Source organism: Pandoraea pneumonica (assembly GCF_902459645.1).
Classification (GTDB): domain Bacteria; phylum Pseudomonadota; class Gammaproteobacteria; order Burkholderiales; family Burkholderiaceae; genus Pandoraea; species Pandoraea pneumonica.
Window position 1 is genome coordinate 56079 of the sequence record NZ_CABPSK010000001.1, and the last position, 22662, is coordinate 78740.

General features: G+C 61.9%; 23 protein-coding genes, 1 tRNA gene and 2 pseudogenes. 18 read left to right on the forward strand and 8 right to left on the reverse strand.

Annotated elements, in window-relative coordinates:
* Positions 1 to 484: 484 nt before the first annotated feature.
* Both PPN31114_RS00275 and PPN31114_RS00280 read left to right on the forward strand, forming a co-directional pair.
* On the forward strand, positions 485 to 1447 hold the full coding sequence (locus PPN31114_RS00275; protein WP_150677539.1) for a DUF72 domain-containing protein: 963 nt from the start codon (positions 485 to 487) through the stop codon (positions 1445 to 1447).
* Positions 1448 to 1541: 94 nt separating this feature from the next.
* The gene (locus PPN31114_RS00280) at positions 1542 to 2180 is read left to right on the forward strand and encodes a glutathione S-transferase family protein (RefSeq protein WP_150677540.1); all 639 of its coding nucleotides are present in this window, start codon (positions 1542 to 1544) and stop codon (positions 2178 to 2180) included.
* A 19-nt stretch (positions 2181 to 2199) separates the two neighbouring features.
* On the opposite strand, the gene PPN31114_RS00285 is transcribed toward PPN31114_RS00280, so the two are convergent.
* Both PPN31114_RS00285 and PPN31114_RS00290 read right to left on the reverse strand, forming a co-directional pair.
* Positions 2200 to 2676 (reverse strand): OsmC family protein, encoded by a 477-nt coding sequence (locus PPN31114_RS00285; RefSeq protein ID WP_150677541.1) that lies wholly within the window; start codon positions 2674 to 2676, stop codon positions 2200 to 2202.
* A gap of 151 nt (positions 2677 to 2827) precedes the next feature.
* Positions 2828 to 3700 (reverse strand): IclR family transcriptional regulator, encoded by an 873-nt coding sequence (locus PPN31114_RS00290; protein ID WP_150677542.1) that lies wholly within the window; start codon positions 3698 to 3700, stop codon positions 2828 to 2830.
* A 298-nt stretch (positions 3701 to 3998) separates the two neighbouring features.
* On the opposite strand from PPN31114_RS00290, the pseudogene PPN31114_RS26590 reads away from it, so the two are divergent.
* From PPN31114_RS26590 to PPN31114_RS00325, 8 genes and pseudogenes are all read left to right on the forward strand, one after another.
* Positions 3999 to 4725, forward strand: a pseudogene (locus tag PPN31114_RS26590) (ABC transporter ATP-binding protein); the annotation flags it as partial.
* 92 nt (positions 4726 to 4817) lie between these two features.
* Positions 4818 to 5117 (forward strand): annotated as a pseudogene (locus PPN31114_RS26595) (TOBE domain-containing protein); the annotation flags it as partial.
* Positions 5110 to 6015 carry an ABC transporter permease gene (locus tag PPN31114_RS00300; RefSeq protein WP_150677544.1) on the forward strand — a complete coding sequence of 302 codons (906 nt, stop codon included), beginning with the start codon at positions 5110 to 5112 and terminating at the stop codon, positions 6013 to 6015. The pseudogene PPN31114_RS26595 and the gene PPN31114_RS00300, both read left to right, overlap by 8 nt.
* A 40-nt stretch (positions 6016 to 6055) precedes the next feature.
* Positions 6056 to 6850, forward strand: coding sequence for an ABC transporter permease (locus PPN31114_RS00305; protein WP_058378193.1), 795 nt, complete (start codon positions 6056 to 6058; stop codon positions 6848 to 6850).
* A 24-nt stretch (positions 6851 to 6874) separates the two neighbouring features.
* Positions 6875 to 7285, forward strand: coding sequence for a (2Fe-2S)-binding protein (locus tag PPN31114_RS00310; RefSeq protein ID WP_246182347.1), 411 nt, complete (start codon positions 6875 to 6877; stop codon positions 7283 to 7285).
* Positions 7282 to 8793 (forward strand): NAD(P)/FAD-dependent oxidoreductase, encoded by a 1512-nt coding sequence (locus tag PPN31114_RS00315; protein WP_150677545.1) that lies wholly within the window; start codon positions 7282 to 7284, stop codon positions 8791 to 8793. The genes PPN31114_RS00310 and PPN31114_RS00315 overlap by 4 nt, the downstream gene beginning before the upstream one ends.
* Positions 8786 to 9931, forward strand: coding sequence for an NAD(P)/FAD-dependent oxidoreductase (locus PPN31114_RS00320; protein ID WP_150677546.1), 1146 nt, complete (start codon positions 8786 to 8788; stop codon positions 9929 to 9931). The genes PPN31114_RS00315 and PPN31114_RS00320 overlap by 8 nt, the downstream gene beginning before the upstream one ends.
* A gap of 91 nt (positions 9932 to 10022) precedes the next feature.
* Entirely contained in the window at positions 10023 to 11069 is a 1047-nt protein-coding gene (locus PPN31114_RS00325; RefSeq protein ID WP_150677547.1) for an ABC transporter substrate-binding protein, read from the forward strand.
* A 131-nt stretch (positions 11070 to 11200) separates the two neighbouring features.
* Here the strand turns inward: PPN31114_RS00325 and PPN31114_RS00330 are convergent, their stop codons facing one another.
* The gene (locus tag PPN31114_RS00330) at positions 11201 to 11596 is read right to left on the reverse strand and encodes a BLUF domain-containing protein (RefSeq protein WP_150677548.1); all 396 of its coding nucleotides are present in this window, start codon (positions 11594 to 11596) and stop codon (positions 11201 to 11203) included.
* 91 nt (positions 11597 to 11687) lie between these two features.
* Between PPN31114_RS00330 and PPN31114_RS00335 the strand changes: the two genes are divergently transcribed.
* Positions 11688 to 13250 carry a sensor domain-containing diguanylate cyclase gene (locus PPN31114_RS00335; protein ID WP_174987485.1) on the forward strand — a complete coding sequence of 521 codons (1563 nt, stop codon included), beginning with the start codon at positions 11688 to 11690 and terminating at the stop codon, positions 13248 to 13250.
* On the opposite strand, the gene PPN31114_RS00340 is transcribed toward PPN31114_RS00335, so the two are convergent.
* On the reverse strand, positions 13221 to 14309 hold the full coding sequence (locus PPN31114_RS00340; RefSeq protein WP_150677550.1) for a helix-turn-helix transcriptional regulator: 1089 nt from the start codon (positions 14307 to 14309) through the stop codon (positions 13221 to 13223). The genes PPN31114_RS00335 and PPN31114_RS00340 overlap by 30 nt on opposite strands.
* 247 nt (positions 14310 to 14556) lie before the next feature.
* Between PPN31114_RS00340 and PPN31114_RS00345 the strand changes: the two genes are divergently transcribed.
* Positions 14557 to 14925, forward strand: a complete 369-nt coding sequence (locus PPN31114_RS00345; RefSeq protein ID WP_150677551.1) for a hypothetical protein — start codon at positions 14557 to 14559, stop codon at positions 14923 to 14925.
* Positions 14926 to 15041: 116 nt separating this feature from the next.
* Here the strand turns inward: PPN31114_RS00345 and PPN31114_RS00350 are convergent, their stop codons facing one another.
* Positions 15042 to 15287: a hypothetical protein gene (locus tag PPN31114_RS00350; RefSeq protein WP_150677552.1), complete on the reverse strand. Its 246-nt coding sequence runs from the start codon at positions 15285 to 15287 to the stop codon at positions 15042 to 15044.
* Positions 15288 to 15451: 164 nt separating this feature from the next.
* On the opposite strand from PPN31114_RS00350, the gene PPN31114_RS00355 reads away from it, so the two are divergent.
* Positions 15452 to 15976: a GNAT family N-acetyltransferase gene (locus tag PPN31114_RS00355; RefSeq protein ID WP_150677553.1), complete on the forward strand. Its 525-nt coding sequence runs from the start codon at positions 15452 to 15454 to the stop codon at positions 15974 to 15976.
* 106 nt (positions 15977 to 16082) lie between these two features.
* On the opposite strand, the gene PPN31114_RS00360 is transcribed toward PPN31114_RS00355, so the two are convergent.
* Positions 16083 to 16271, reverse strand: a complete 189-nt coding sequence (locus PPN31114_RS00360) for a hypothetical protein (RefSeq protein WP_150677554.1) — start codon at positions 16269 to 16271, stop codon at positions 16083 to 16085.
* A 158-nt stretch (positions 16272 to 16429) separates the two neighbouring features.
* On the opposite strand from PPN31114_RS00360, the gene PPN31114_RS00365 reads away from it, so the two are divergent.
* From PPN31114_RS00365 to PPN31114_RS00380, 4 genes are all read left to right on the forward strand, one after another.
* A complete protein-coding gene (locus PPN31114_RS00365; RefSeq protein WP_150677555.1) occupies positions 16430 to 17182 on the forward strand; it encodes a YoaK family protein in 753 nt (250 codons plus the stop codon).
* A 149-nt stretch (positions 17183 to 17331) separates the two neighbouring features.
* Positions 17332 to 17622 (forward strand): energy transducer TonB, encoded by a 291-nt coding sequence (locus PPN31114_RS26600; RefSeq protein ID WP_370865848.1) that lies wholly within the window; start codon positions 17332 to 17334, stop codon positions 17620 to 17622.
* 106 nt (positions 17623 to 17728) lie between these two features.
* Positions 17729 to 18094 carry an energy transducer TonB gene (locus PPN31114_RS00375; RefSeq protein WP_246182446.1) on the forward strand — a complete coding sequence of 122 codons (366 nt, stop codon included), beginning with the start codon at positions 17729 to 17731 and terminating at the stop codon, positions 18092 to 18094.
* 25 nt (positions 18095 to 18119) lie between these two features.
* Complete coding sequence (locus PPN31114_RS00380; RefSeq protein ID WP_174987491.1) at positions 18120 to 19085, forward strand: energy transducer TonB; 966 nt, start codon at positions 18120 to 18122, stop codon at positions 19083 to 19085.
* A gap of 457 nt (positions 19086 to 19542) precedes the next feature.
* On the opposite strand, the gene PPN31114_RS00385 is transcribed toward PPN31114_RS00380, so the two are convergent.
* Positions 19543 to 19619, reverse strand: a tRNA-Pro gene (locus tag PPN31114_RS00385).
* A gap of 258 nt (positions 19620 to 19877) precedes the next feature.
* Here PPN31114_RS00385 and PPN31114_RS00390 point away from each other — a divergent pair.
* Positions 19878 to 21566 carry an AMP-binding protein gene (locus tag PPN31114_RS00390; RefSeq protein ID WP_150677559.1) on the forward strand — a complete coding sequence of 563 codons (1689 nt, stop codon included), beginning with the start codon at positions 19878 to 19880 and terminating at the stop codon, positions 21564 to 21566.
* Between the two features lie 49 nt (positions 21567 to 21615).
* On the opposite strand, the gene PPN31114_RS00395 is transcribed toward PPN31114_RS00390, so the two are convergent.
* Complete coding sequence (locus tag PPN31114_RS00395; RefSeq protein ID WP_150677560.1) at positions 21616 to 22389, reverse strand: sulfite exporter TauE/SafE family protein; 774 nt, start codon at positions 22387 to 22389, stop codon at positions 21616 to 21618.
* Between the last annotated feature and the right edge of the window lie 273 nt (positions 22390 to 22662).

The following is a 22662-nucleotide window of genomic DNA, read 5'->3' on the forward strand; positions in this document are numbered from 1 at the left end:
AATAACGGTTATAGCGGCATCCGAAAAAACGGCCCGCAGGGTGAGCTGCGGGCCGATAAACGGCACGGTGCGGGGAGCGCGTGCCGGATCAGATGTGTAGGGTCTGTTCACATGACTTTCGGGCTCGTGAACGTGTTCTACCGGCTGGCTGGCAAGGCGCCCGTAGCGCCGCTTGGTCGCTCCAAGTAAGTTACGGGCAACGCCGCCAGACGGCCGGTAGGGCACGTTCCCTCCGGGTTGCCCACCCAAAGGGGCGATCGCCGCGTCATGACCCTCGCGAATATTTCCGATATTCGCTTCGGCTCATTCCTTGCGCTCGCCCCTTTGGCCGGGCAACACGAGCCCGAAAGTCATGTGAACAGACCCTAGTATCTAATAGCATCGTCCTAGTCCAGTCCCCACGAAGCGCGTGAAATCGACGGCTACGCGGTGCATGAAACGCGACACCCGGTCGGCAATGTGACGTTCTGAGAAAGGGGCGTGTATGAGCGGCAACGTATACGTAGGCACGGCATCGTGGACGGATAAGTCGCTCATCGCGTGCAAGCGTTTTTATCCGCCGGGGCATTCATCGGCCGAAGCGCGTCTGCGCTACTACGCGAGTCGTTTTCCGATGGTGGAAGTCGATAGCAGCTACTACGCGATGCCTTCGGGATCCAATGCGCAGTTGTGGACGGAACGCACGCCGCCGTCATTCCTATTCAACATCAAAGCCTTTCGCTTGCTTACCGGGCACCAGACGCCGCGCGTGGCGTTCCCGAAAGATTTGCAGGCGGAGTTGCCGCCGGGGCCGCGTGCCAACGTGTATTACAAGGACGTGCCTGCCGCGTTGCAGGACGAGATATGGCGGCGCTATCTCGAAGCCATCGCGCCGCTCGGGCGTGCGGGCAAGCTCGGTCTGGTGCATTTCCAATTTCCCCCGTGGCTCACTGGCGACCACGCGAGCCGCGCGCATATCGAGATGTGTGCGCAACGCATGACGGCATATGGCGTTGCCGCCGAGTTCCGGCATCGCCATTGGTTCGACGATGCCCACCGCGACGCCACGCTCGCTTGGTTGCGCGAGCTAGGCTGGGTCAACACCATCGTCGACGAGCCGCAAGGCTTCACCAACAGCATTCCGACGGTGTGGGCGAGCACCACGGCCCGTGCCGCCGTCCTGCGCTTGCACGGGCGCAATCACGAAACGTGGAACGTGCGCGATGCCACCGCCGCGTCGGATCGTTTCAATTACGACTATCGCGAAGCCGAACTTGCGGCGCTCATCGACCCGATACGTGTCATCGCCAAAGAAGTCGCCCGTGTCTACGTGGTCTTCAACAACAACTATGAAGATCAAGGGCAACGCAATGCGCTTGTCCTCATGAACCTGCTCGGCGATCTCGCCGCATTGCCAGGCGACGATCCAGAGTCTCTGCCGCTTGGCGCTTCAGCTTCGCTTCTCTGATTGGGCGGGGCGCTATTTGCAATGCTGACAATTTTTGACGCAGTAACATGTTTTGATAGCCGCAACATGTGCTCAACCTTGGAGGCAGGCGAACATGACGATCGACCGGAGAGTCACGTTTTTTCACGCGCCCAACACGCGCTCGACCGGCGTGCTGGTGCTGCTCGACGAACTACAGGCCGACTTCGACCTGCACCTCTTGCGCTTCGCTACCGGCGAACAACGCAGTGCCGAATTCCTCGACATCAACCCGATGGGCAAAGTCCCCGCCATTCGTCATGGCGACGCGGTGATTACCGAGCAAGCGGCGGTGTATATGTATCTCGCCGAACTCTATCCGGAGAAGGGGTTGTCGCCGCCGCCGGGCGATCCGCGCCGAGGCGCCTACTTGCGATGGATGGTCTTCTACGGCTCGTGTGTCGAACCTGCCGTGATCGACAAGGCGCTGGCACGCCCCGTGATGGAACACTCGCGCTCGCCTTACGGCGATTACGACGAAGTCATGTGGACGATTGAACGCCACCTGACCCATAACCCTGGGCCATGGTGGCTGGGCGAATCCTTTACTGCCGCCGACGCACTGTGGGGCAATGCAATGCAGTTCCTCACGCTCGTCAAGATGGTGCCCGCTACCCCGGCGATCTCAGCCTACGTCGAACGTTTTCGCGAACGCGACTCGGTGAAACGGGGGCACGCGCGAGACGCCGAACTGGCGAAAAGCCTTACCCCCTGAGCCAAGCGCGTTCTCGCCGTTAGTCGGGCAACACCTCGATGTGCGGCTCGCAGTCGATGGGGAAGTTGACCGAGTTGGCGACGTAGCACTTGGCATGGGCTTCGTGATGCAACTCGGCGGCGAGTTTGGCGTCGCTGCCCGCGCGCAGCGTCACATGCGGGCGCAGCACGATGCGCGTGAACCGACCCTCCTGCGGCGTATCGATCATGGTGCCGAGCGCATCGTCTTGGTACGCCTCGACACGAATGCCAGCGTCCGAACACAAGTGCAGATACCAGAGCTTGTGACAGGCGCTGGCCGAAGCGACCAGCAACTCTTCGGGGTTCCAGCGCGCGGCGTCGCCCCGGAAGGCCGGATCGGCAGACCCCGGAATCTCGGGCTTGCCGTTGGCTTCAATCACATGGTTGCGGCTGTACTCGCGATAGCCCGACGTGCCGGTGCCCTGATTGCCGATCCACTCGATGCGAACGCGGTACTGGTGTTCTCCTGATGCCATGACGTGTCTCTCTGCGAGAAAAGATGTGGGGGAGGTGGCGCGACGCGTCAGCCGCGCCGCGCGACATTCTTGCAGGCGCGCGTCTTGGCCGCTCGCCATTTTCGGCCATCAAATTCTCCGCGGTACCCGATGGCCGATGATCACAACCCGCTCAGGCAATCGGCTCTGTCGTGAGGGCGCGCGTGAGGCCATGCATGGGCCTACGCATGGCGACATCGAACGGATTGGTCTGCGGGCCGATCAGTTCGGCTTGACGGCGCAGCAACTCGACGACCATCGGCAGACGGTCTTGCGACAGACGCGCGGCCAGCGTGCCGATACTCAGTGCAGCGACGGCATGCCCCGTGCGGTCGAAAATCGGCACCGCGACGCCTGCCATGCCTTCGAGCACACCACTGTTGCTGCCCGCATAGCCGAGTTGCCGCACCCGTTCGATCTCCGTGCGCAAATACACTTCGTCGAGCACGCCATAACCGCGCAAGCGCGGCACGTTGAAGCGAATAATTTCCTCGCGTTCAGCCTCGGGCAGAAACGCCAGAATCGCCAAACTTCCCTGACCGACGCCCAGTGCCACGCGCCCACCGATATCGCCGGTGAACGAGCGAATGGGAAACGGGCCCTCGCACATGTCGAGGCACACCGCGTCGAAGCTGCTGCGCACCAGCAGGAAGATGGTGTCGCCAAGGCTGGCGCATAAGCGCAGCAGCGAAGGGCGGCAGAGCGTACGCATACCGCTCGGGTTGCCCGCCTGTGCGGCCATGGCGAAGAAGTCGACACTCAGCCGATACAGCTTGGAGGTCTCGTCCTGTTCCACCACCTGCTCGGCGATCAGGGCATGGAGGATGCGGTGAACGGTCGCCTGACTCAGCCCGACCGCCTTGGCGATATGCGTGACGCGCTCGCCTTCGGGCTTGGCCACGCCAAGGGCGCGAATGACCGCGAAAGTACGTTGCAGAATGCCCGCGCCTGCGGCATCGGCGGCTGCCGGGGCATTAGCGTCGCGAGGTGAATCGGAAGTGCGCATGAGTGTCTCTATTTATTCCGTCAAACGGAATACTAGCGCAAGCCGATATGAGTTGAAAACAGACGCAATGCGCCGAAACACGCGAAAACACTGAATAATCATCATAACTTAGGGATTATCCCGAGACGCTGTCGCGAAACGAATGGCATGCGCTTTCATTCATGTGTTCCGTCAAACGAAATAATCATAAAATTTATCTCGTTTCATGGAATCGTTATCTTGCGGCAAGGAATTTGGCTCGCTACTGTTCGATGCAATTGCATCAGATGCGGTGCTTACGCGCCCGAAGGTAGTGACCATGTCTTTTCTGACTCTGACGGATGTCTCCAAAACGTTCGGCGAATTGAATGCCGTCTCGAACGTCAATCTCTCGGTGGAGAAGGGCGAGTTCGTCTCGCTGCTCGGCCCCTCGGGCTGCGGCAAGACCACCACGCTCCAGATGATTGCCGGTTTCGTCGAAGCGACGACCGGGCGCATCACGCTCGACGGGCGTGACATCACGAACATGCGCCCCAACAAGCGCGGGCTGGGCATTGTGTTCCAGAGCTACGCGCTGTTTCCGCACATGACGGTGGCCGACAACGTCGGCTTTGGTCTGGAGATGCGCGGCGTCGACAAGGCCGAGCGCAAGGACCGCATTCGCGAAGCCCTCGCACTGGTGCGGCTCGATGCACTGGGGCATCGCTTCCCGCGCGAGTTGTCGGGCGGCCAGCGTCAGCGCGTGGCCATTGCGCGCGCTGTCGTCATTGCGCCGCCGGTGCTGCTGCTCGACGAGCCGATGTCGAACCTCGACGCCAAGCTGCGCGAAGACATGCAATTCGAGCTGCGCTCGATCCAGCGCAAGATCGGCACGACGACGATCATGGTGACGCACGATCAATCGGAGGCGCTCTCCATCAGCGATCGTGTCGTCGTGATGGAAGCTGGCCGCATCACGCAAGTCGATACGCCGTACCGCGCCTACGAGCGCCCGGAAAACCAGTTCGTTTCGCAATTCATCGGCAAGGCCAACATGCTGGCCGGGCGCGTGTCTGCGCGCGACGGTGAGCATTTGCATGTGGAACTCGACGGCCCGCGCATTGAAGACCGAATCACACAACGCGCACCGCTGGCCGACCTCTCGCCGCGCGAGCGCAGCGTGGCCGTGGGCGACGCCATCACCTTGTGTCTGCGTCCGGAAAAAGTGCGCTTGTGTGCGCCGAACGCGGGCCGCGTGTCTGCTACGGTGACGAGCCGCTTCTTCCTCGGCAGCCAATGGCTGTATCGCGTCGACAGCGCGCTGGGCGAAGTGCTGGTGTGCTGCCAGAACGAGGGCGGCGAACCGCTCACGGAAGGCGCACCGGTCGGCCTCGACTGGCACGCCGAAGCGGTGCGTTTCATCGCACCGGCGGCAGCAGGAGACCGGGCTCATGGCTGAAACCCTGCAAGTGACGCAGGCGGCACCGGCCGCGCGAGCGCGCGCCCCGTGGCACGCCTATCTGCCGATGTGGGTGATGAGTGCTCCGGCCATGTTGCTGTTCACGGCGCTGGTGCTTATCCCGCTGCTGATGACGTTAGCGCTCACCTTCTATCAGTTCGATCCGGCGAGCGGTCCGATCGCGGCGTTCCAGTTCGGCAACTACGCCGAAGTGCTGTTCGACGATTACTTCCACACGATCTTTTTGCGCACGTTCGGCATCTCGCTGACGGTGACCGCCGTTTGCGCGGTCGTGGGAACGTTCGAAGCCTATGTGCTCTCGCGCATGGGTGACCCGTGGCGCTCGATTTTCCTGCTGGTGATTCTCTCGCCGCTGCTGGTTTCGATCGTCGTGCGCGCATTCGGCTGGAGCATGTTGATGAGCTCGGGCGGCCTGATCAATCAGGCGTTCGCGTTCGTCGGCATGGGGCCGTACAAGATGGAGTACACAAACTTCGCCATCGTCGTGGCGCTGGTGCACGTGATGCTGCCGTTCATGGTGATTCCCGTGTGGACGTCGCTGCAACGGCTCGATCCGCAAACGGAGAACGCCGCGCTCTCGCTGATGGCCTCGCCCGCGACCACGTTGCGCCGCATTGTGCTGCCGCAACTCGTGCCGGGCATCTTGTCGGGCAGCCTGATGGTGTTCGGCTTGTCGGCCAGCGCGTTCGCGATTCCGAGTCTGCTGGGCGGACGCCGTCTGAAAGTGGCGGCTACCGCCGTCTACGACCAGTTCCTCAGTTCGCTGAACTGGCCGCTGGGCGCAACGATTGCCGTGCTGCTGCTCGTGGCGAACCTGATCGTGATGCTGACGTATTACCGCGTGCTTGAGCGCCGTTACGCGCGCAGCATGGGTTGAGCCGCCAGTCACCGCAGAACCGAACTCTACTGCCGCCATCATGCGTAAAAACAGTCCTCTGGCGCTCGCGTTCCACACGCTCGTCATCCTCTTCGTGCTCGCGCCGCTCATCATCGTGACGCTGGTTGCCTTCACGCCCGAAGAAACTCTCTCGCTGCCGACGCACGGTTTTTCATTGCGCTGGTTCCGCGCGATTCTCGACTATCCGGACTTCATCGCCTCGTTCTTCACGAGTTTGAAGCTTGCGTTTTTGTCGGCCACGCTCTCGCTGCTGATCTCGCTGCCCGCAGCGCTGGCCATCGGCCGTGCCCGCTTTCCGGGGCGCAACTTTCTCAACGGCCTGCTGCTTTCGCCGCTGGTGATCCCGGGGCTGGTGCTGGGTATCGCGCTGTTGCGCTTTTTCGCGATGCTCGGGGTGACCGGCTCGTTTGCGGCGCTGACGTTCGCGCACATGATCGTCATCACGCCGTTCATCATGCGGCTCGTGCTCGCGTCGATCAGCGGGCTCGATCGCAGCGTCGAGCATGCCGCGGCGTCGCTGGGGGCAGGCTCGTGGACCACGTTTCGCCGCGTCACCATGCCGATGATCTTGCCGGGCATCACGGGCGGCTGGCTGCTGGCGTTCATCAATAGCTTCGATGAACTGACGATGTCGGTCTTCATCACGTCGCCGCAGACGATCACGTTGCCGGTGCGCATGTACATGTACGCCACCGAGTCGATCGACCCGATGATGGCGTCGGTCTCCGCGTTGGTGATCGTCATCACGCTGGGCGCGATGTTGCTGCTCGACCGCGTCTACGGCCTGAACCGCATTCTGATCGGTCAGCACTGAGCGAGCGCTCACACGAGACTTTTCATGGCCCGCCTCATGCAAGATCTGCAACATTCTCCACAACTGGCGCGTCTGGCAGAAACCGCGCGCGCGCCGGTGACGTTTTATCTCGATGGTGCGCCGGTGCAAGCACTCACCGGCGACACGCTGCTCACCGCGATTCTCATGCACCAGCGGCATGTGCGCATCAGCGAATTCAGCGGTGCGCCGCGCGCGGGCTTTTGCCTGATCGGCGCGTGTCAGGACTGCTGGGTGCGCTGCGAAATGACCGGGGGCGATGCGGTAGAAGCCGATAGCGCTGCGCCGCAAGGGCAGCAACTCACGCGACTGCGCGCGTGCTCGACGCTCGTGCGAGAGGGGATGCGCATCGTCACCAGCGCAGCGGCCGCGCCGCAAATAAGCAGCGACGGCGTTTATTACGGGGGCGAAGCATGAGCGCCCGCCCGGAAGTGGTGATCGTCGGCGCTGGCCCTGCCGGGATTCGCGCCGCACAGACGCTCGTGGCCGCGGGTATCCGCCCGATCGTGCTCGACGAGAACGCGCGCTGGGGCGGTCAGATCTACCGCCAGCCGCCAGCCGATGCAGGCTTCGCAAGAAGTAAACAGACGCTCTACGGCTTCGAAGCGAAGAAAGCCGATGCCGTGCACGCCACCATGGCCGCATTGCTGCCGCAGATCGACTATCGCCCTGACACGCTCGTGTGGGCGTGCGACCCGGTGAGTACGTCGGCAGATATCGCGAGCACGACGGGCACCTCAGGCACAGCAGGCATCGCGGGGCCAACGAGCGCGACGGGCCATCGATACCGACTGCACACGATGCACGCGGGCCGTGAGACGGCGGTGCCGTTCACGCATCTGCTCATCGCTAGCGGCGCGACCGACCGCGTGCTGCCTGTGCCGGGCTGGACGCTGCCGGGTGTCTACACGCTGGGCGGCGCGCAGGTAGCGCTCAAATCGCAAGGCTGCGCCATCGGCGAGCGCGTGGTGTTCGCGGGCACGGGGCCATTGCTTTACCTCGTGGCTTATCAATACAAAAAAGCCGGGGCAAACGTCGTGGCCGTACTGGACACGAGCGACTTCGCTACACAAGTGAAGGCGACGCCGCGTCTACTGAATCAACCGGGCACGTTTGCGAAGGGGCTGTATTACGTCGGGTGGTTGCGCACGCATGGTGTGCGCATCGAACACGGGGTGACGCTCGCGGGGATCGATGGCACGGCTGGCGTGCGCGCCGTTCGTTGGCAGCGCGATGGACGTGAGCACACACTGGGGTGCACGGCGCTCGGGTTGGGTTTCGGCTTGCGTCCCGAGACGCAACTGGCCGACCTCGCGGGCTGCCGTTTCGTTTTCGATGCATTGAACCAATGCTGGTTACCCGAGCGTGACGCAGCGGGCCGCAGTTCGCAGGCAGGCGTGTATCTGGCCGGTGACGGTGCAGGTATCGCTGGGGCCGATGCCGCCGAGATGGCCGGTCGTCGTGCAGCGCTCGCGATGCTCGAAGACCTTGGCATTGCCGCGCCAGCCCTTCCCGACGCGCCGGACGCCGCCACGCTTGAGCGGCGTCTCGCAAGCATCCACCGGTTTCGTGTGGGGATCGAGCAGGCGTTTGCGCCGCCGTCGGACCCATCGGCCCAGTGGCCCGACGACATGCTGGTGTGCCGTTGCGAAGAGATCGACGCGCGCACATTGCGCGAATGCGTACGCTTTGACGGCGTTAGCGAAATCAATCGTTTGAAAGCACTCACTCGCGTGGGCATGGGCCGTTGTCAGGGGCGCATGTGTGGCGAGGCGGCTTGTCATCTGCTGGCCGAAGCGAGTGGGCAGAAGCTCGCCCAAGTGGGACGCTTGCGCGCGCAGGCGCCGATCAAACCGATTCCGATTGCACCGATGCTGTTCGACGACAACGTCGCCGCCATTCCCGAGGAGGCGCGCGATGAGTGACACCTTGCACTACGACGTGGTGGTGGCCGGTGGTGGGTTGGTGGGCGCATCGGCGGCCCGCGCGCTTGCCGAGCGAGGCCTGCGCGTGGCGCTTTTCGAGCGACGCTACTGCGGCGCACAGGCCAGCGGCGTGAACTATGGCGGCGTGCGCTGTCAGGGCCGCCCCGAAGAGCAATTGCCGCTCGCCATGCGGGCGCGTCGCCTGTGGGACCGCTTGCCCGAACTGATCGGCATCGACGGCGAGTTCGTGCGCTCGGGCCATCTGCGACTCGCGCGCCGTGAGAGCGATCTTGAGCCGCTCGATGCGTGGTCGGCGATGGCGCGCACGCATGGGTTAGAGACGGAAGTGTTGCGCGGTGCGGATTTCCGCAACCGCTTTCCGTGGCTTGGCGACGGTGCCGTAGGTGGTTCGCTTTGCCTGAGTGACGGCCATGCGAACCCGCGCCTTGTCTCGCCCGCCTTTGCGCGTGCGGCTCGGGCGCTCGGTGCCGATGTGCACGAGCGCACCCCGATTACCGCCATTGCGCACGACGGCGTGCGTTTTCAATTGACGGCGCAACCTTTTGAGGGCGACGCGTTGCGAGTGAGCGCCGACTGGTTACTCAACACATCGGGCGCATGGGCAAATCACATCGCGGGCACGTTCGGCGAGCGGGTGCCGATGCATGCCATCTACCCGAATATGTGGGTCACCGAGCCGTTGCCGAAGTGCATCGGCCACAACCTCGGCGTGTATGGCGGTGGCGTCTATGCGCGTCAGGTCGAGCGGGGCAATTGCGTGATCGGCGGCGGACGCGGCACCGGCAACGGCGAGTACGCGCAACCCTCGGCGGACACCACGCGCGCCGTCATGCGTGAAGCCTGCTCGCTGGTACCTGCGCTGCGCAACGCGCTGCTCATTCGCACGTGGAGCGGAGTAGAAGGCGAGACGCCCGACAACAACCCGATCATCGGCGCGAGCGGTACGACGCCGCGTCTGCTGCACGCGTTCGGTTTTTCGGGCGGCGGTTTTCTGCTGGCACCGGGCGTTGGCGAAGTGCTCGCCGACCTCGTCACGCAGGGCGAGACCGTCACACCGCTCGATGCCTTTTCGATTGACCGTTTCTCGCAAGTGCCGTCGAATACCGCGCTCGCTTGAAGCGTTGCGCCATTACGAATTACGTCATCACTCAACGTCAAAAAACGTCACTCACACGTTCCTTACCTCTCGAAACGCAAGGAGAACCACGATGAAGCTATCCAAGAAGGTCGTCATGTGCGCTGCGGCGCTGGCACTGGGCGCGAGCAGCGCCGCTTGGTCGCAGAGCAAAACGCTTTACATCGGCATGAACGGCGGCCCGATGGAAAAGGCTTACACGAGCCAAGTCTTTCCCGAGTTCGAGAAAGCCAACAACGTGAAGGTCGTGGTGGTGCCGGGCACGTCGTCCGACGTGCTGGCGAAGTTGCTGGCCAACCGTAACAGCCCGCAGATGCATGTCGTGTTTCTCGACGACGGCGTGATGGCGCGCGCCATCAGCATGGGCGTGTGCCAGAAGCTCGACGACTCGCCGGTACTCAAAGAGTTGTATCCGTTCGCGCGTGTGAAAGACGACATGGGCGCCGGTGTGCAACTCGGCATGACCGGTATCGGCTACAACACGAAGGTGTTCAAGGAAAAGGGTTGGGCGGCACCGACCTCGTGGACCGACTTCGCCGATCCGAAGTTCAAGAACAAGGTGGTGTTCCAGTCGGCGTCGAGCAGCACGTTCGGCCTGCACGGCTTTTTGGCGCTGAACCGCATCTGGGGCGGTAGCGAGACCAACGTCGAGCCGGGCTTCACCAAATGGGCGAGCACCGTTGGCCCGAACGTCGTCGAGTACATCCCGAACTCGGCCAAGCTCTCCGAAATGATTCAGACCGGAGAAGCGGCCATCTTCCCGCTGACGCCCACGGCGGTGAGCGACCTTCAGGACAAGAACATTCCGGTGGCTTATGTCGCACCGAAGGAAGGCGCGGTGCAGTTGCTGGTCGACCTGTGCGTGGTGAAGAACAGCCCCGATAACGCGATGGCGCAGAAGCTTGCCCAGTACCTGCTGTCGGCACGCGGTCAGACGCTGGCGGCCGCCGCCGGTGCGTACATCCCGACCAACCCGCAGGCCACCGTGCCCGCGGCGATGCAAAAGCGCTTGGGCAAGATCGACGATCTGGTCAAAGACATCAAGACCGTGGATTGGGACGCGATCAACCAGCGCCGCGCGCAGTGGGATCAGCGCTGGAATCGTCAAATCGAGCGGTAAGACAGCCGGGGCGGTGGGGTTGCCGTTCGGTAACGCCCACGCGGTCCCTAGGGTCGAATGTCAAACGCCGGGCACCTCTGAGGAGGCTGCCCGGCGTTTTGTCGTTTGCGGCAGGAAAGGGCTACATCGGGCTACATCGCGTCCGACTTCTCGGCGAGCGCGGCGAACGCGGCGACCAGGGCGGCGTGATCGGCGGGCATGACGAAAGCGCGCAGCGTGTGGGCGGGTTCGTCGAGCATCAGATAGCCCAGACTCCACGTCGGGAACGCGCCGGGCGTGCGCGGTGTGCCGTCGAGCAGCACCCGGATGTCGGAGTGGTGGCGTGACGCTTCGATGCGCTGGCGGGCATCGGCAAGCGGCTCGGCTGGGCCTTCGATGTATTGGTAAAACGTGACGCCGTCGTAGAGCAGCACACCGGTAATGCCGTACGTTTCATTAAAGCCCCGGGAATTGACGATGATCTTCGAGAGCATGAGCGGATCGAGGTCGGGCAGGGCACGGCTCAGGTACGCGTAGCACTCGGTCATAGGGTAGGTCCGGGAGGCGGTAATAAAGGGCAGTGTTAGTTGGGTCGACGCGCATTAGAATACATCAACTTCTCGCGAGGAAATCATGGGCATGTCGACGCGTTCGGGCACCCAACGTCTCCACACCTGGGCGGGCAAGCGCCTGCGGGTCATGGTCGAGAAGTTCGACCACCGGCCGGTCATGGTCGGCCTTGTCGGCACCGCCATCGCGCTGGCCATTCTGATTGGTGTGGCCATCTCGCTAGAGAACAATCGTGAAGCGAGGATAGAATCGACGCTCGACCGGGCGCAGAGCGCAGCGACGGTGGTCGCCACGAGTCTGGGCGGCAACATCGCCATCTACGACACGCTGCTCAAAGACATGGTGCGGGACGCCGAAAACCCGTCCACGCCGATGTTCACCGACCGGGTACGCGATCGCGTGCGCTTCGGCCAGATGCTGAGCCGCGACTTTCTCGACGACGCTTATGTGGTCGACAACACAGGCAAGATTGCGGCGCCTTTGCACCCGGATTCCGACAGGGTCGTCGATGTCTCCGACCGCGACTACTTCCGCTCGCATTTGGGCAACCCATCGCTTGGCTTGTATATCTCGCAGCCCTACAAATCGCGCTTGCACGGCGGTCTGTTGTCGGTGGCACTCACCCGTCGCGTGAGCGCACCGGACCATTCGTTTGCGGGCGTGGCGGTCATCGCGCTGCGTCTCGATCATTTCCAGAATCTGGTGGCGGAGGTCGAGTCGGAAGACATCAAGACCATCCAAATCATCGAGGACAAGGGCACGGTATTGGCGTGCGCCCCTTGTGGCGATGTACAGCCGGGGACGGTGGCAAAGCTGCCCGGCAATGCCACGCGCAATGGCAACCTGATTACGGCGTTGTCGTTTCCCGCCGGGGCGCGTTCGCACGATTACCGGTCAGTGCGTGTCCCGGGCGCGTCGTTGTTCGTGGTGATTACCCCGCTGACCGTTGGCACGATGCGCGAATGGCGTTGGAACGTGGCGACCTTCGGCTCGATCGCGCTGGCATGCGCGGCGACGCTGATCGCGGGGTCGTGGCTGCTCGTCGCGGCCATTCGGATGCGCGCCGCTGCCATGACACGGCTGGCCAGTCTGTCGGTGACCGACGGCCTGACCGGCTTGAACAACCGCCGCTCGCTCGACAGCAAGCTCGCGATGGAGTGGCGACGGGCGCAGCGCACGGGCGGGCCGCTCTCGGTGCTGTTCATCGATATCGACTTTTTCAAGCGTTTTAACGACGAGTACGGTCATGCCGTGGGGGACGACGTGCTCAAAGCGGTCGCGCAGCACATTGCGGGACATGTCCGGCGCGATACCGACATGGCGGCGCGCTACGGCGGTGAAGAATTTGCGGTGATCATGCCCGACACCCCAGCAGCCGGGGCGGCCAAGATGGCCGAGCAGATTCGGCTGGGTATCGAACGGCTGCACATTGCCCATATCGGCAGCGACGTCGGCACGTTGACGGTGAGCGTCGGGGCGGCCACGGGGGCTGCCAGCGAGTGCGAAAGCGCTGACGCGATCTTGCGCGCGGCCGACGAGCAACTCTTCGAGGCTAAGCAGGCAGGGCGCAACCGCACGCGCGCCACGGTACTGGTGGCTGCGTCAGGGGGCGAGCATGGCAGCGAGGCGTAACAGCTCGCCCTGACGATGGCAGCCGGTCTTGCGTAGGATGGCCGACAACTGGGTGCGCAGCGTGCTGGTGCCCAGTTGCAGCACGTCGCTGCATTCGCCGATGGTCAATCCCGCGACGAGGTGATGAAACAGCCGCGCCTCGGCTCGCGTCAATGCAAAATGTTCGCGCAGTGCGGCTTCGGTCGGCACGTTGAAGATGCTGCGCCGCTCCACGCGAATTCCCACTGCCGAGCGCAAGCCGTGGTTCATATTGTTGGCGAGTGGGCGCAACGTCAGGCGATACGCGTGTCCCCACGAGTCGGGGACGACCAGCGACGCCGCCAACCCGGTAGCACTCACTTTCGCTAGCGTCTCCTCCAGCCGGGATTGCCAGTCGGACTGCCGGTGCGTGAGGCGGCGCTGCTTGAGCACGAGTTGGCTGTCGTCGCTGCCGAGTAAAACGTCGAGACCGCCTGCGGCGTCGAGCATCCAGCCGTCGGGCGAAACAATCAGAAAGCCTTCACGGGTGGGGTCGAGCATTTGCCCGAGGGCGTCGAGGCTCATGCGCGTTGCGGCGCGCCGGGCGGCGAACGCGGCGGCCAGCATGCGTTCGTATTCGGCGATGCGGGCCGCGTGCGCGAAGTCAGGTTCGACCACGTGCATGCGCTGAATGCTGAGCGCGGTGAGCACGTCGCTGTCGTTGCAGATCACCACGCCGACCAGTTGTTGCAACTGGTACGGGCGCATGAATTCGTTCCAGAAGACACGGTCGTTAGGCGATTCGTGCTTGAGCGCGACGGATGAGTCGTACCACGTACCGGCGGGCGCGTCCCAGAAGCGCCGGGTCGAGTCGTCGTACTGATAGTAGTGTTGTGCGTATTCCTGAATCAGGCCGTCTTCGTGGCCGGACTGTTCGATGAAACGCACGGAGCGGCTTTGCTTGTCGTGGCAAAGGAACGTGGCGGCTTCCGCGCCCAGAAAATCGCGTGCCGTCTTTACGACGTCGAGCCAGTCTGCTTGTCCGGCACCGACCGCCTGCACGGCATCCGACGCCCGTCGAAAACTGATGTCGTCCGACATGGGATCCCCCGTATGACCTGCTATCCCGTGGGCCTGTGGCCCATTTTTTGCGCAGTGTAGCAGAACGGGCTGCCGAAAATGAGAGGGGGTAGCGATACTTCGGGATACCCCGAGATACCCCGGCAAGGCACCGTCAACTGTGATTAGTGCGGGCGACAAAGGGCATGTCGGCTGAGACAATGCAGCCATGTCGAAACCGCTGCCACAGAGGATTTCGACGCAACTGACAACTCAAACGGGGGCCAACATGAACCGTACCAATTTCCTTGCAGTCTGCCTGAGCACGGCAGCCGTTTGCTTCGCCACTTTCTTCGCAGGCCATGCGAGCGCGCAGTCGTATCTGGGCTCGGGCGACCTCAGTAGCATTCGTCAGACGAATCAGGCGGCACCTTCGCTGCATCCGTCGACGGGCCTCGTGGCTTCGGCGCCTGTCGCTGATGCGCAGTCGGCCAGCGCGGCCATCAACCGTGTGGCGAACGAGCGCAATGGCGCGCAACCGGGGCCGAGCGCACAGGATGTCGCCGCAACTCAACGGGCGCTCGATACGCGCGACTTGCAGCATCCGCGTCAGACGCGCACGTTCGATGCCATTGCGCGTCCGTCGCGGCCTGAATAATTCGATCGGTTAGGCATACAACGTCAGCCGTGTGATGCGCGTCACACGGCTGCGATATTTGGCATTCAGAATTTGTTCTGGATATCGAAGTATCGGTGTATCGGTGTTGCGGCCGACTATTCAGCGAGTGCCGGAATCGCGCCCTCCTGAAACAGAACGCGCGGCGAATCCATCGTGCCGGACTCGTCGTCGACTAGCACTTCATAGGCGGCGATACCGGCAAAACCGGCGGCCATGGCTTGTGCGATGCGCACGGCGCCGAACTCGGTACTGGCCTGACGAAGTTCGCCGGGTTGCAACGCGCCGTCCTTATTCTTGCGATAGGGCACGACGATAAATTTGACAGATTTCGGATCACTCACGATGCCTCTCCCCAAGGAACTTTGGTGAAAGGAAATGTAGCACAAGACACTGTACAAAAAAACAGTAATGTTTAAATGTACAGTGATTTTTTAGCGTGCTTCGTTCGTTGTTTCATTTTTCCTCGTTTTTTCCTCGTGCTTCCCCACCTCTCGCTCTGCCGATCATGGCTAATTCGATTCACATCGTTTCGTGGCGCGACGATCACGTGCAGGCGTTGCCTGCGCTGGCCAACAACCCGCGCGTGGCGGCGAATATGGCCGAGCGGTTTCCGTCGCCTTACACATTGCAGGACGCCCAGCGATGGGTCGCGACGGTGAGTGCGCCGCTGCTCGACCCGAACCGTCCGGCTTGGGCGATCGAGGCGGATGGGCAGTTGGCGGGTGGCATCGGATTGCGCAGGCTATCGGGCGCTGCGTCGCATTGCGGGGTGATTTCCTACTGGCTTGGCGAGGCGTTTTGGGGGCAGGGGATTGCGACGGCGGCGCTCAGGCAGGCGCTGTCGCATGGCATCGACACGATGGGGCTGGTGCGGGTCGAGACGACGGTGTTCTCATGGAACGTGGCGTCCGCCCGTGTGTTGACCAAGTGCGGGTTCGTGCACGAGGGGACGCTGCGTAAGAGCTTCAACAAGCTGGGTGCGCTCGTCGACCGGGACGTGTTTGCGTTCGTGTGCGAGCGCAATGGGTAGACGAGGTGAAGCGCAAGGATCGGTGTTTGCGGGCGCGTGTGGCGACGAGAAACTGAAACGCCGCGAGCCGTAGTTGAGAGCCCGTCGTTGTACGGGCTCGTCTGTTTTAACTGCCCGAGAGTTTCTTGGTCAGTGATTCGAGAAGACTGTGCAGATATGCGGCGTCGCGTTCACCCGAGGCGGCCGGGTCGGTCACGCCTTTCGAGCCCGTCAGAGGGATGCCTTGCGCCTTGATGAGTTCTTGGACGAAGGTTCTTGCAATTTGCCGAGCCTCAGGCAGATCGTATAGCGCCATGATATTTGGCTCCGATGTTGTGATGAGAGTCGGGATTGTGACACGGTGCGGCGCAAGCGCGGTTTATTCGAATCAAATGGCGTCGCATTCCGAGCCGTTAGAATTGGCTGGCAAACCGATTCCCTCGTGCCTTTATCGTGCTCTTAGTGAGTCTCGCCATGCCGATCAATTACTTGCGGGGTTTTACCCAACCAGCGCGCACGGATGCGGCTAACCGCCGATTGGGGTGTTCTTTAGCGTTCGTTGCGGGCGCTGCGAACGCCGGTGGATTCTTGGCGGTTGGGCAATACACGTCGCACATGTCGGGCATTGTTGCGTCACTGTCCGACGACCTTGTATTGGGGCAGTTGGTGTATGTGTTTGCCGGTTTGAGCGCGCTGCTTGCATTTCTCTTTGGTGCTGCGACGTCCGCAATTCTCATCAATTGGGGGCGACGGCATCAGACGCATAGTGCTTACGCCGCGCCGCTGCTATTGGAAGCGGTGTTGTTGCTGTGTTTCGGTTTGGTCGGAACGAACTTGGAACACCATCGATGGTTATTCGCGTCTGCGACGGTGGCATTGCTGTGTTACGTGATGGGGCTGCAAAACGCGATCATCACGAAGATATCCAAGGCCGAAATCCGCACGACGCACGTGACTGGGCTGGTCACTGATATCGGTATTGAGCTGGGGAAGATGATCTACTGGAACCGGCCGGGACTTTTAGCTGAACCGCAACGGGTGACAGCGGATCAAGCGAAGTTGCGCCTATTAGCATCGTTGCTCGGGATGTTTTTTCTCGGCGGCGTGGTGGGAGCGCTTGGTTTTAAACATCTCGGATTTGTATCGACGATTCCACTGGCGTTGATACTCATCCTGTTGGCGATTGTGCCGTTGCTCGACGATATTTCGCATCGAACGACGAGGTGACATCGTGCGGGTGCATAGGCCGCGCATGCTAGGATTGCGCGCCAAAATAAGAACGGAGAAATCACTTGATAAAGTGGTCTAGGGGAATCGGGGTACTGGTGTTTGCACTCACTTGTCTGAACGCGTATGGAACGACGTACTCGGGCACGGTGCGACGCGCTGATCGGGTCATCAAATTCAAATGCACGCTGGGTCCGCATGTTTACCCGGCGGTCGCCAGAGACCATGAACTCGAGGGGTCGGTGAATGTTCGGGCTGTCATCAACATGTCAGGCCGGACTGAATCAGCGGTCATTGTGAAATCGTCGGGATGGCAAACACTCGACGAGGTGGCGCTCAACTCAGTCAGAGAAACGAAGTGCGTTATCGAATCCACGGGTAAGCCGACGGAAGATGGCATTGGCGTGGAATTTCCTTTTGTATTTAGCTTAAAAGAGTGAGCGCCTGAGGGCGCAAAGGCGGCGCATGACGCAGCCGAATTTCCATAAATAAGCGCTTGCGAGCCACCGTAGCGCCAACTCAACGAAACGGAAAATTCACTTGAATATGTGGACCAAATTCGCAGGCGCGCTGGCCACCGTGGTACTTGCAACGCAAGCAAATGCGGACGTGGCGACGATAGATGTTGGGGGCACGCCAGTGACGATCGATTGTACGTTCACGAACGTTGAGTACCCTGCTCAAGCGCGGCGACTTGGTCTTGAGGGAACCGCTGTCGTTCAAACGACAATCGATTCGTCGGGCCGAGTTCGCGACCTTAAACTCCAAAGGTCATCGGGTCATCAGTTGCTAGACAATGCGGCGCTCAAAGCTTTTCGGGCTGCACAATGCAAGGTGGATGCACAGGGACTCTCACCAGATAGCATGATCGCGTTTTCCAAGTCGGCCACGTTTGCCCTTAATCCGAACTAATACATCTATGCGCAGCACACGGAAGTTGGTCGAAGTCGCGTTATCCATCACGGTGCTTTTTAGCACCGTATCTTTTGCGCAGTCGGTCGAAGCACCTCAGGACGCAAGCAAACTTGTGTCGGACTGCCGGCGTGAAATCGATGCCAAGCATTACGACACGATGAGCGACGTGTGCGAGCAAGAGGTGCGGCGCTTGAAAGAGGCGGGTGTTGCGCCCGGTGTCTACATGGCATTGGATGTGGTCCGGGCCGCGATGCTATCGCAATCGGCGGCGGCTTGGCAGCAGCGCCTCGATCGGGCGCTACAGGAGACGCCCCCCGCGGACAATGCGCGCTTGGCCGGGATCAACATGAATCTGGGCTCGGCATTGATGTTGGAGAAGGCGCCTCAGGCCGCGATCGCGCCGTTGACCCGAGCACTGTCGTTTGGTCCTGATGCCTTGGATGATAAGCAACGCGCTGAGACGGTTGCCTGGCTTGCCGATGCGCTGCTCCTGAGCGGCCAGTACAAGCAAGCCGCCCAACTCCTTGAGAGCCAAGTCGCGCCAGACGGTGCCGCAGTGCCGATGGGCCGCCGACTCAGCCTTCGCAAGGCGGAAGCCTATCTCGGTTTGCTGTCTGACCCTGCCAATATGCGCAGCGAAATGCGCCAGGTATGGCTGCAAAAGCGTTGGATGGCCTTGGAGAGTGCGGTTGGGGAGGGGCTTGCGTCGCGCGTGTCCCAGGTAACGCCTAAGGGAGAGGTCAAATGTATTCTCCCTTTCGCCGACAGTTTGCCCGGTGGTAGTGGCGGCCGGCGCGGCTTGCAAGGAAAAGCGGCGGTCGATTTTGTGTTGGACGCTGAGGGTTCGCTAACGGATGCCCAATTAGCATCGTCGTCGGGCAACGACAGGCTCAACGAGCGCGCCGTCAGGGTGGTCAAGCATGCGCAGTGCCGACCGAATCCAGCACTGATAGGAATGCGGGTCCAAGCACCATTCATTTCCGAGTGAGTCTGCAAGAGGCGCTACAGATGCGAAGGAAGAATCACTTGAGCCAGTGGTTGATAAGCAATGGTGTGTTGGCGATCGCTATTGCTTGTTTGAGTGGATGCAAGACAGGTGAGTTGAATAAGCCCGCGACGGGCGCTGAGTGAATCAGATACCCTTGCGAGAACCGATCGACATTGAGTTCGAAGATTCGTGTCTCGTATCCGCATTCCTTGGGGGATCTGACAAATGCGCAAACTGACGTTCCTATTCCTTGCGTGCACGATGTTGCTTGCGAGCTGTGCCGTGTATGTTCCCGATGACGGTCCTCGCGGTGGGCGAGGCGGTCCTGGCAATGATTTCTGCCCGCCGGGACAGGCGAAGAAGGGTAACTGCTAACCCGGTCGGTGTGACGCACACCGCACTTGGGCCAATAACGAAAAAACCCGCACAGCCAAAGACTGTGCGGGTTTTTCTATTCTGGTCGGGGCGAGAGGATTTGAACCTCCGACCACCTGCACCCCATGCAGGTACGCTACCAGGCTGCGCTACGCCCCGTGAGAGATGCATCGTTAAATGCATCGCTCGAAAGCAGGCGATTATAGCAGAGCTTTTCGCAGGAATGAAAGCGTCTGCGCGCATTCTCCGCATATTTTTTCTTCCGCCTACACCGCGCATCCATCTTGCCTCCCACCACGCACCGATCGCGCACCCACCGCAATCGCACCCGCAAACCCCATGATGGTTATCCCGAATGTCGTATTCGGGGGGCCTCACCATAATGGAATCCTGCCTATCGAGGCTTGGAGACAAGCGATGCCGCATATCCAGGGATTCGAGGCCGCACGCGACCTCTTGCTCGCGCAGCGCGCCCACTACGACGTGGCGTACCGTGACTTCCGCTGGCCCGTACTCACGCACTTCAACTGGGCCCTCGACTTTTTCGATCCGCAAGCACAAGACAATCACACCACCGCCCTCTGGGTCGTAGAAGAAGACGGTGCCGACACGCGTCTCTCGTTCTCGCAAATGTCGGCACGCTCGAACCAAGTCGCCAACTTCCTGCGCGCCCAAGGCGTCGCCCGTGGCGACCGCGTCCTGCTCATGTTGCCCAATCAGGTCGAACTCTGGGACCTCATGCTCGCCTGCATGAAGCTCGGCGCCGTCATGATTCCCGCCACCACGCTCCTCGCTGCCGCCGACCTCGTCGATCGCATCGAGCGCGGCCGCGTGCGCCACGTCGTCACCACCACACGCGACGCCCTCAAGTTCGCCAACCTCCCGGGCAACTACCAACGCATCGCCGTCGGCGACAACACGCCCGAAGGCTGGACCTCGCTCGCACCCGCTTACGCCGAACCCGATACCTTCTCCGCCGAAGGCACCACGCTCGCCACCGACCCGTTGCTCCTGTACTTCACGTCAGGCACGACCTCGCGTCCGAAACTCGTGCTGCACACGCATCAGAGCTATCCCGTCGGTCACCTCGCCACGATGTACTGGCTCGGCCTCCAACCCGGCGACGTGCACTGGAACATCAGCTCGCCCGGCTGGGCCAAGCACGCATGGAGCTGCTTCTTCGCCCCATGGAATGCCGGTGCGACGATCTTCATCTATAACTTCTCGCGCTTCGACGCGCGCGCCGCCCTCGAGACTGCCGCGCGCTGCGGTGTCACCACGCTCTGCGCGCCGCCGACCGTCTGGCGCATGATGATTCAGGAAGACCTCACGCGGCATCCAGTGAAGTTTCGTGAATTGATCGGGGCAGGGGAGCCGCTCAATCCCGAAGTCATCGATCAGGTGAGGCGCGCGTGGAACATCACCATTCGCGACGGCTACGGACAAACTGAAACTTGCTGCCAGATCGGCAACTCACCCGGCCAACCCGTCAAAGCCGGAGCGATGGGACGGCCGATGCCGGGCTACCGTGTCGTGCTGCTCGATCACGATGGCGTGCCCGCCGACGAAGGGGAAATCGCGCTCGTGATCTCGCCACGGCCCACCGGCCTGATGCAAGGCTACGAAGACGATCAGGAGAAAACCGCCGACGTGATGCGCGATGGCTACTACCGCACGGGCGACGTGGCGATGCGTGACGACCGCGGCTACTTCACTTATGTCGGGCGCGCGGACGACGTCTTCAAAGCGTCGGACTATCGCATCAGCCCGTTCGAACTCGAGAGCGAACTGATCAAGCACCCCGCCGTGGCCGAAGCTGGTGTTGTGCCAAGCCCCGATCCTGTTCGGCTCGCTGTGCCAAAAGCGTTTATCTCACTGCGCACCGGCTTCAAAGCCGACGACAAACTCGCGCTCGATATTCTGCGTTTCTGCCGAGATCACCTCGCGCCGTACAAGCGTATTCGCCGATTGGAGTTCTGCGATTTGCCGAAAACGATTTCCGGGAAAATCCGACGCGTCGAACTGCGCCGCACAGAAGAAGGGCGAAATCTCGACGCCCGCCGCGAACTTGAGTTCTGGGATGTTGATTTCACGGACTTGAAGTGATGGTGTGAGGGCGGCGCCCTCACGTCACCACACCCGCGCAGCGACCGTCTCATCGCAAATGCTGAATCACCAATTCAGCGCCCAGCATCGCTAGCCCAACGAAGAAGCAGCGGCGAAACACCGGTGCGCTCACGCGTCCTCGCACCCACTGCCCGAAGAACATCCCGCCCAGCGCCGGTGCCAGTGCCAGCAACGACACACCCATCGCATGACCGTGGAAGATGCCGTCGCGTGCCAGCCCCGCGGCGAGCGCCACTGTCGACACGGTGAACGACAACCCGAGCGCTTGCACCAGATCGTCCTTGTCGAGTTCCAACGCTTGCAGGAACGGCACGGCGGGAATCACGAAGACACCGGTCGCTGCGGTGACGAGTCCCGTCACCACGCCGATGCCGACCCCGAGCGCGCTGACTCTCCCGCTCGACCAGCCCGCCGGAATGCGCATACGCACTGCCGCGAGTCCCATCGCGGCGTACGCCAACAACGCGACGCCCAACGCAATACCGGGGGTATTGCCGCCACTCGCCAACCAGCCGCCGCCCGCCCACGTGCCAATGCAAATGCCCACGAGCATCGGCCAGAGCCGCTTCGCCAGCGCGATGAAACGCGGGCCGGCCAGCAATTGCCAAACGTTGGTCACAAGCGACGGCACGATCAGCAGCGCGGCTGCTTCAGCCGTCGGCATGGCTAGCCCGAGCAACCCGACGGCGACCGTGGGCAAACCCAGCCCGATCACGCCTTTCACAAAGCCAGCGAGCAAAAAGGTAACGAGCCCCAGCGAGAGCAGGCGAATGAGATCGGTCAAGTGTTGTGTATTCATCATGCTGCCCAGTATCGGTGCGCATGACCCCATCGCCAATGTGGCATTCGCACAGGGGCACTCAGCCTGACGCTGAGGCTCTTTTGACGCGCGATGGCGGGGTTTTAGGCGGCGTCCGACGCGCTTTGGCGTTTTCAGTTATGCTCAGGCCAAATTCGCGCCGTGCCGCGCCTGAAGTGCTTCCCGGAGACCGCTCCCGGCGAACCCACCGCAGGCCATCGGCACCCCGTAGACCACCGTACGCCTGCCGTGCCCTCGTCCGCTCATGGCTTCGCT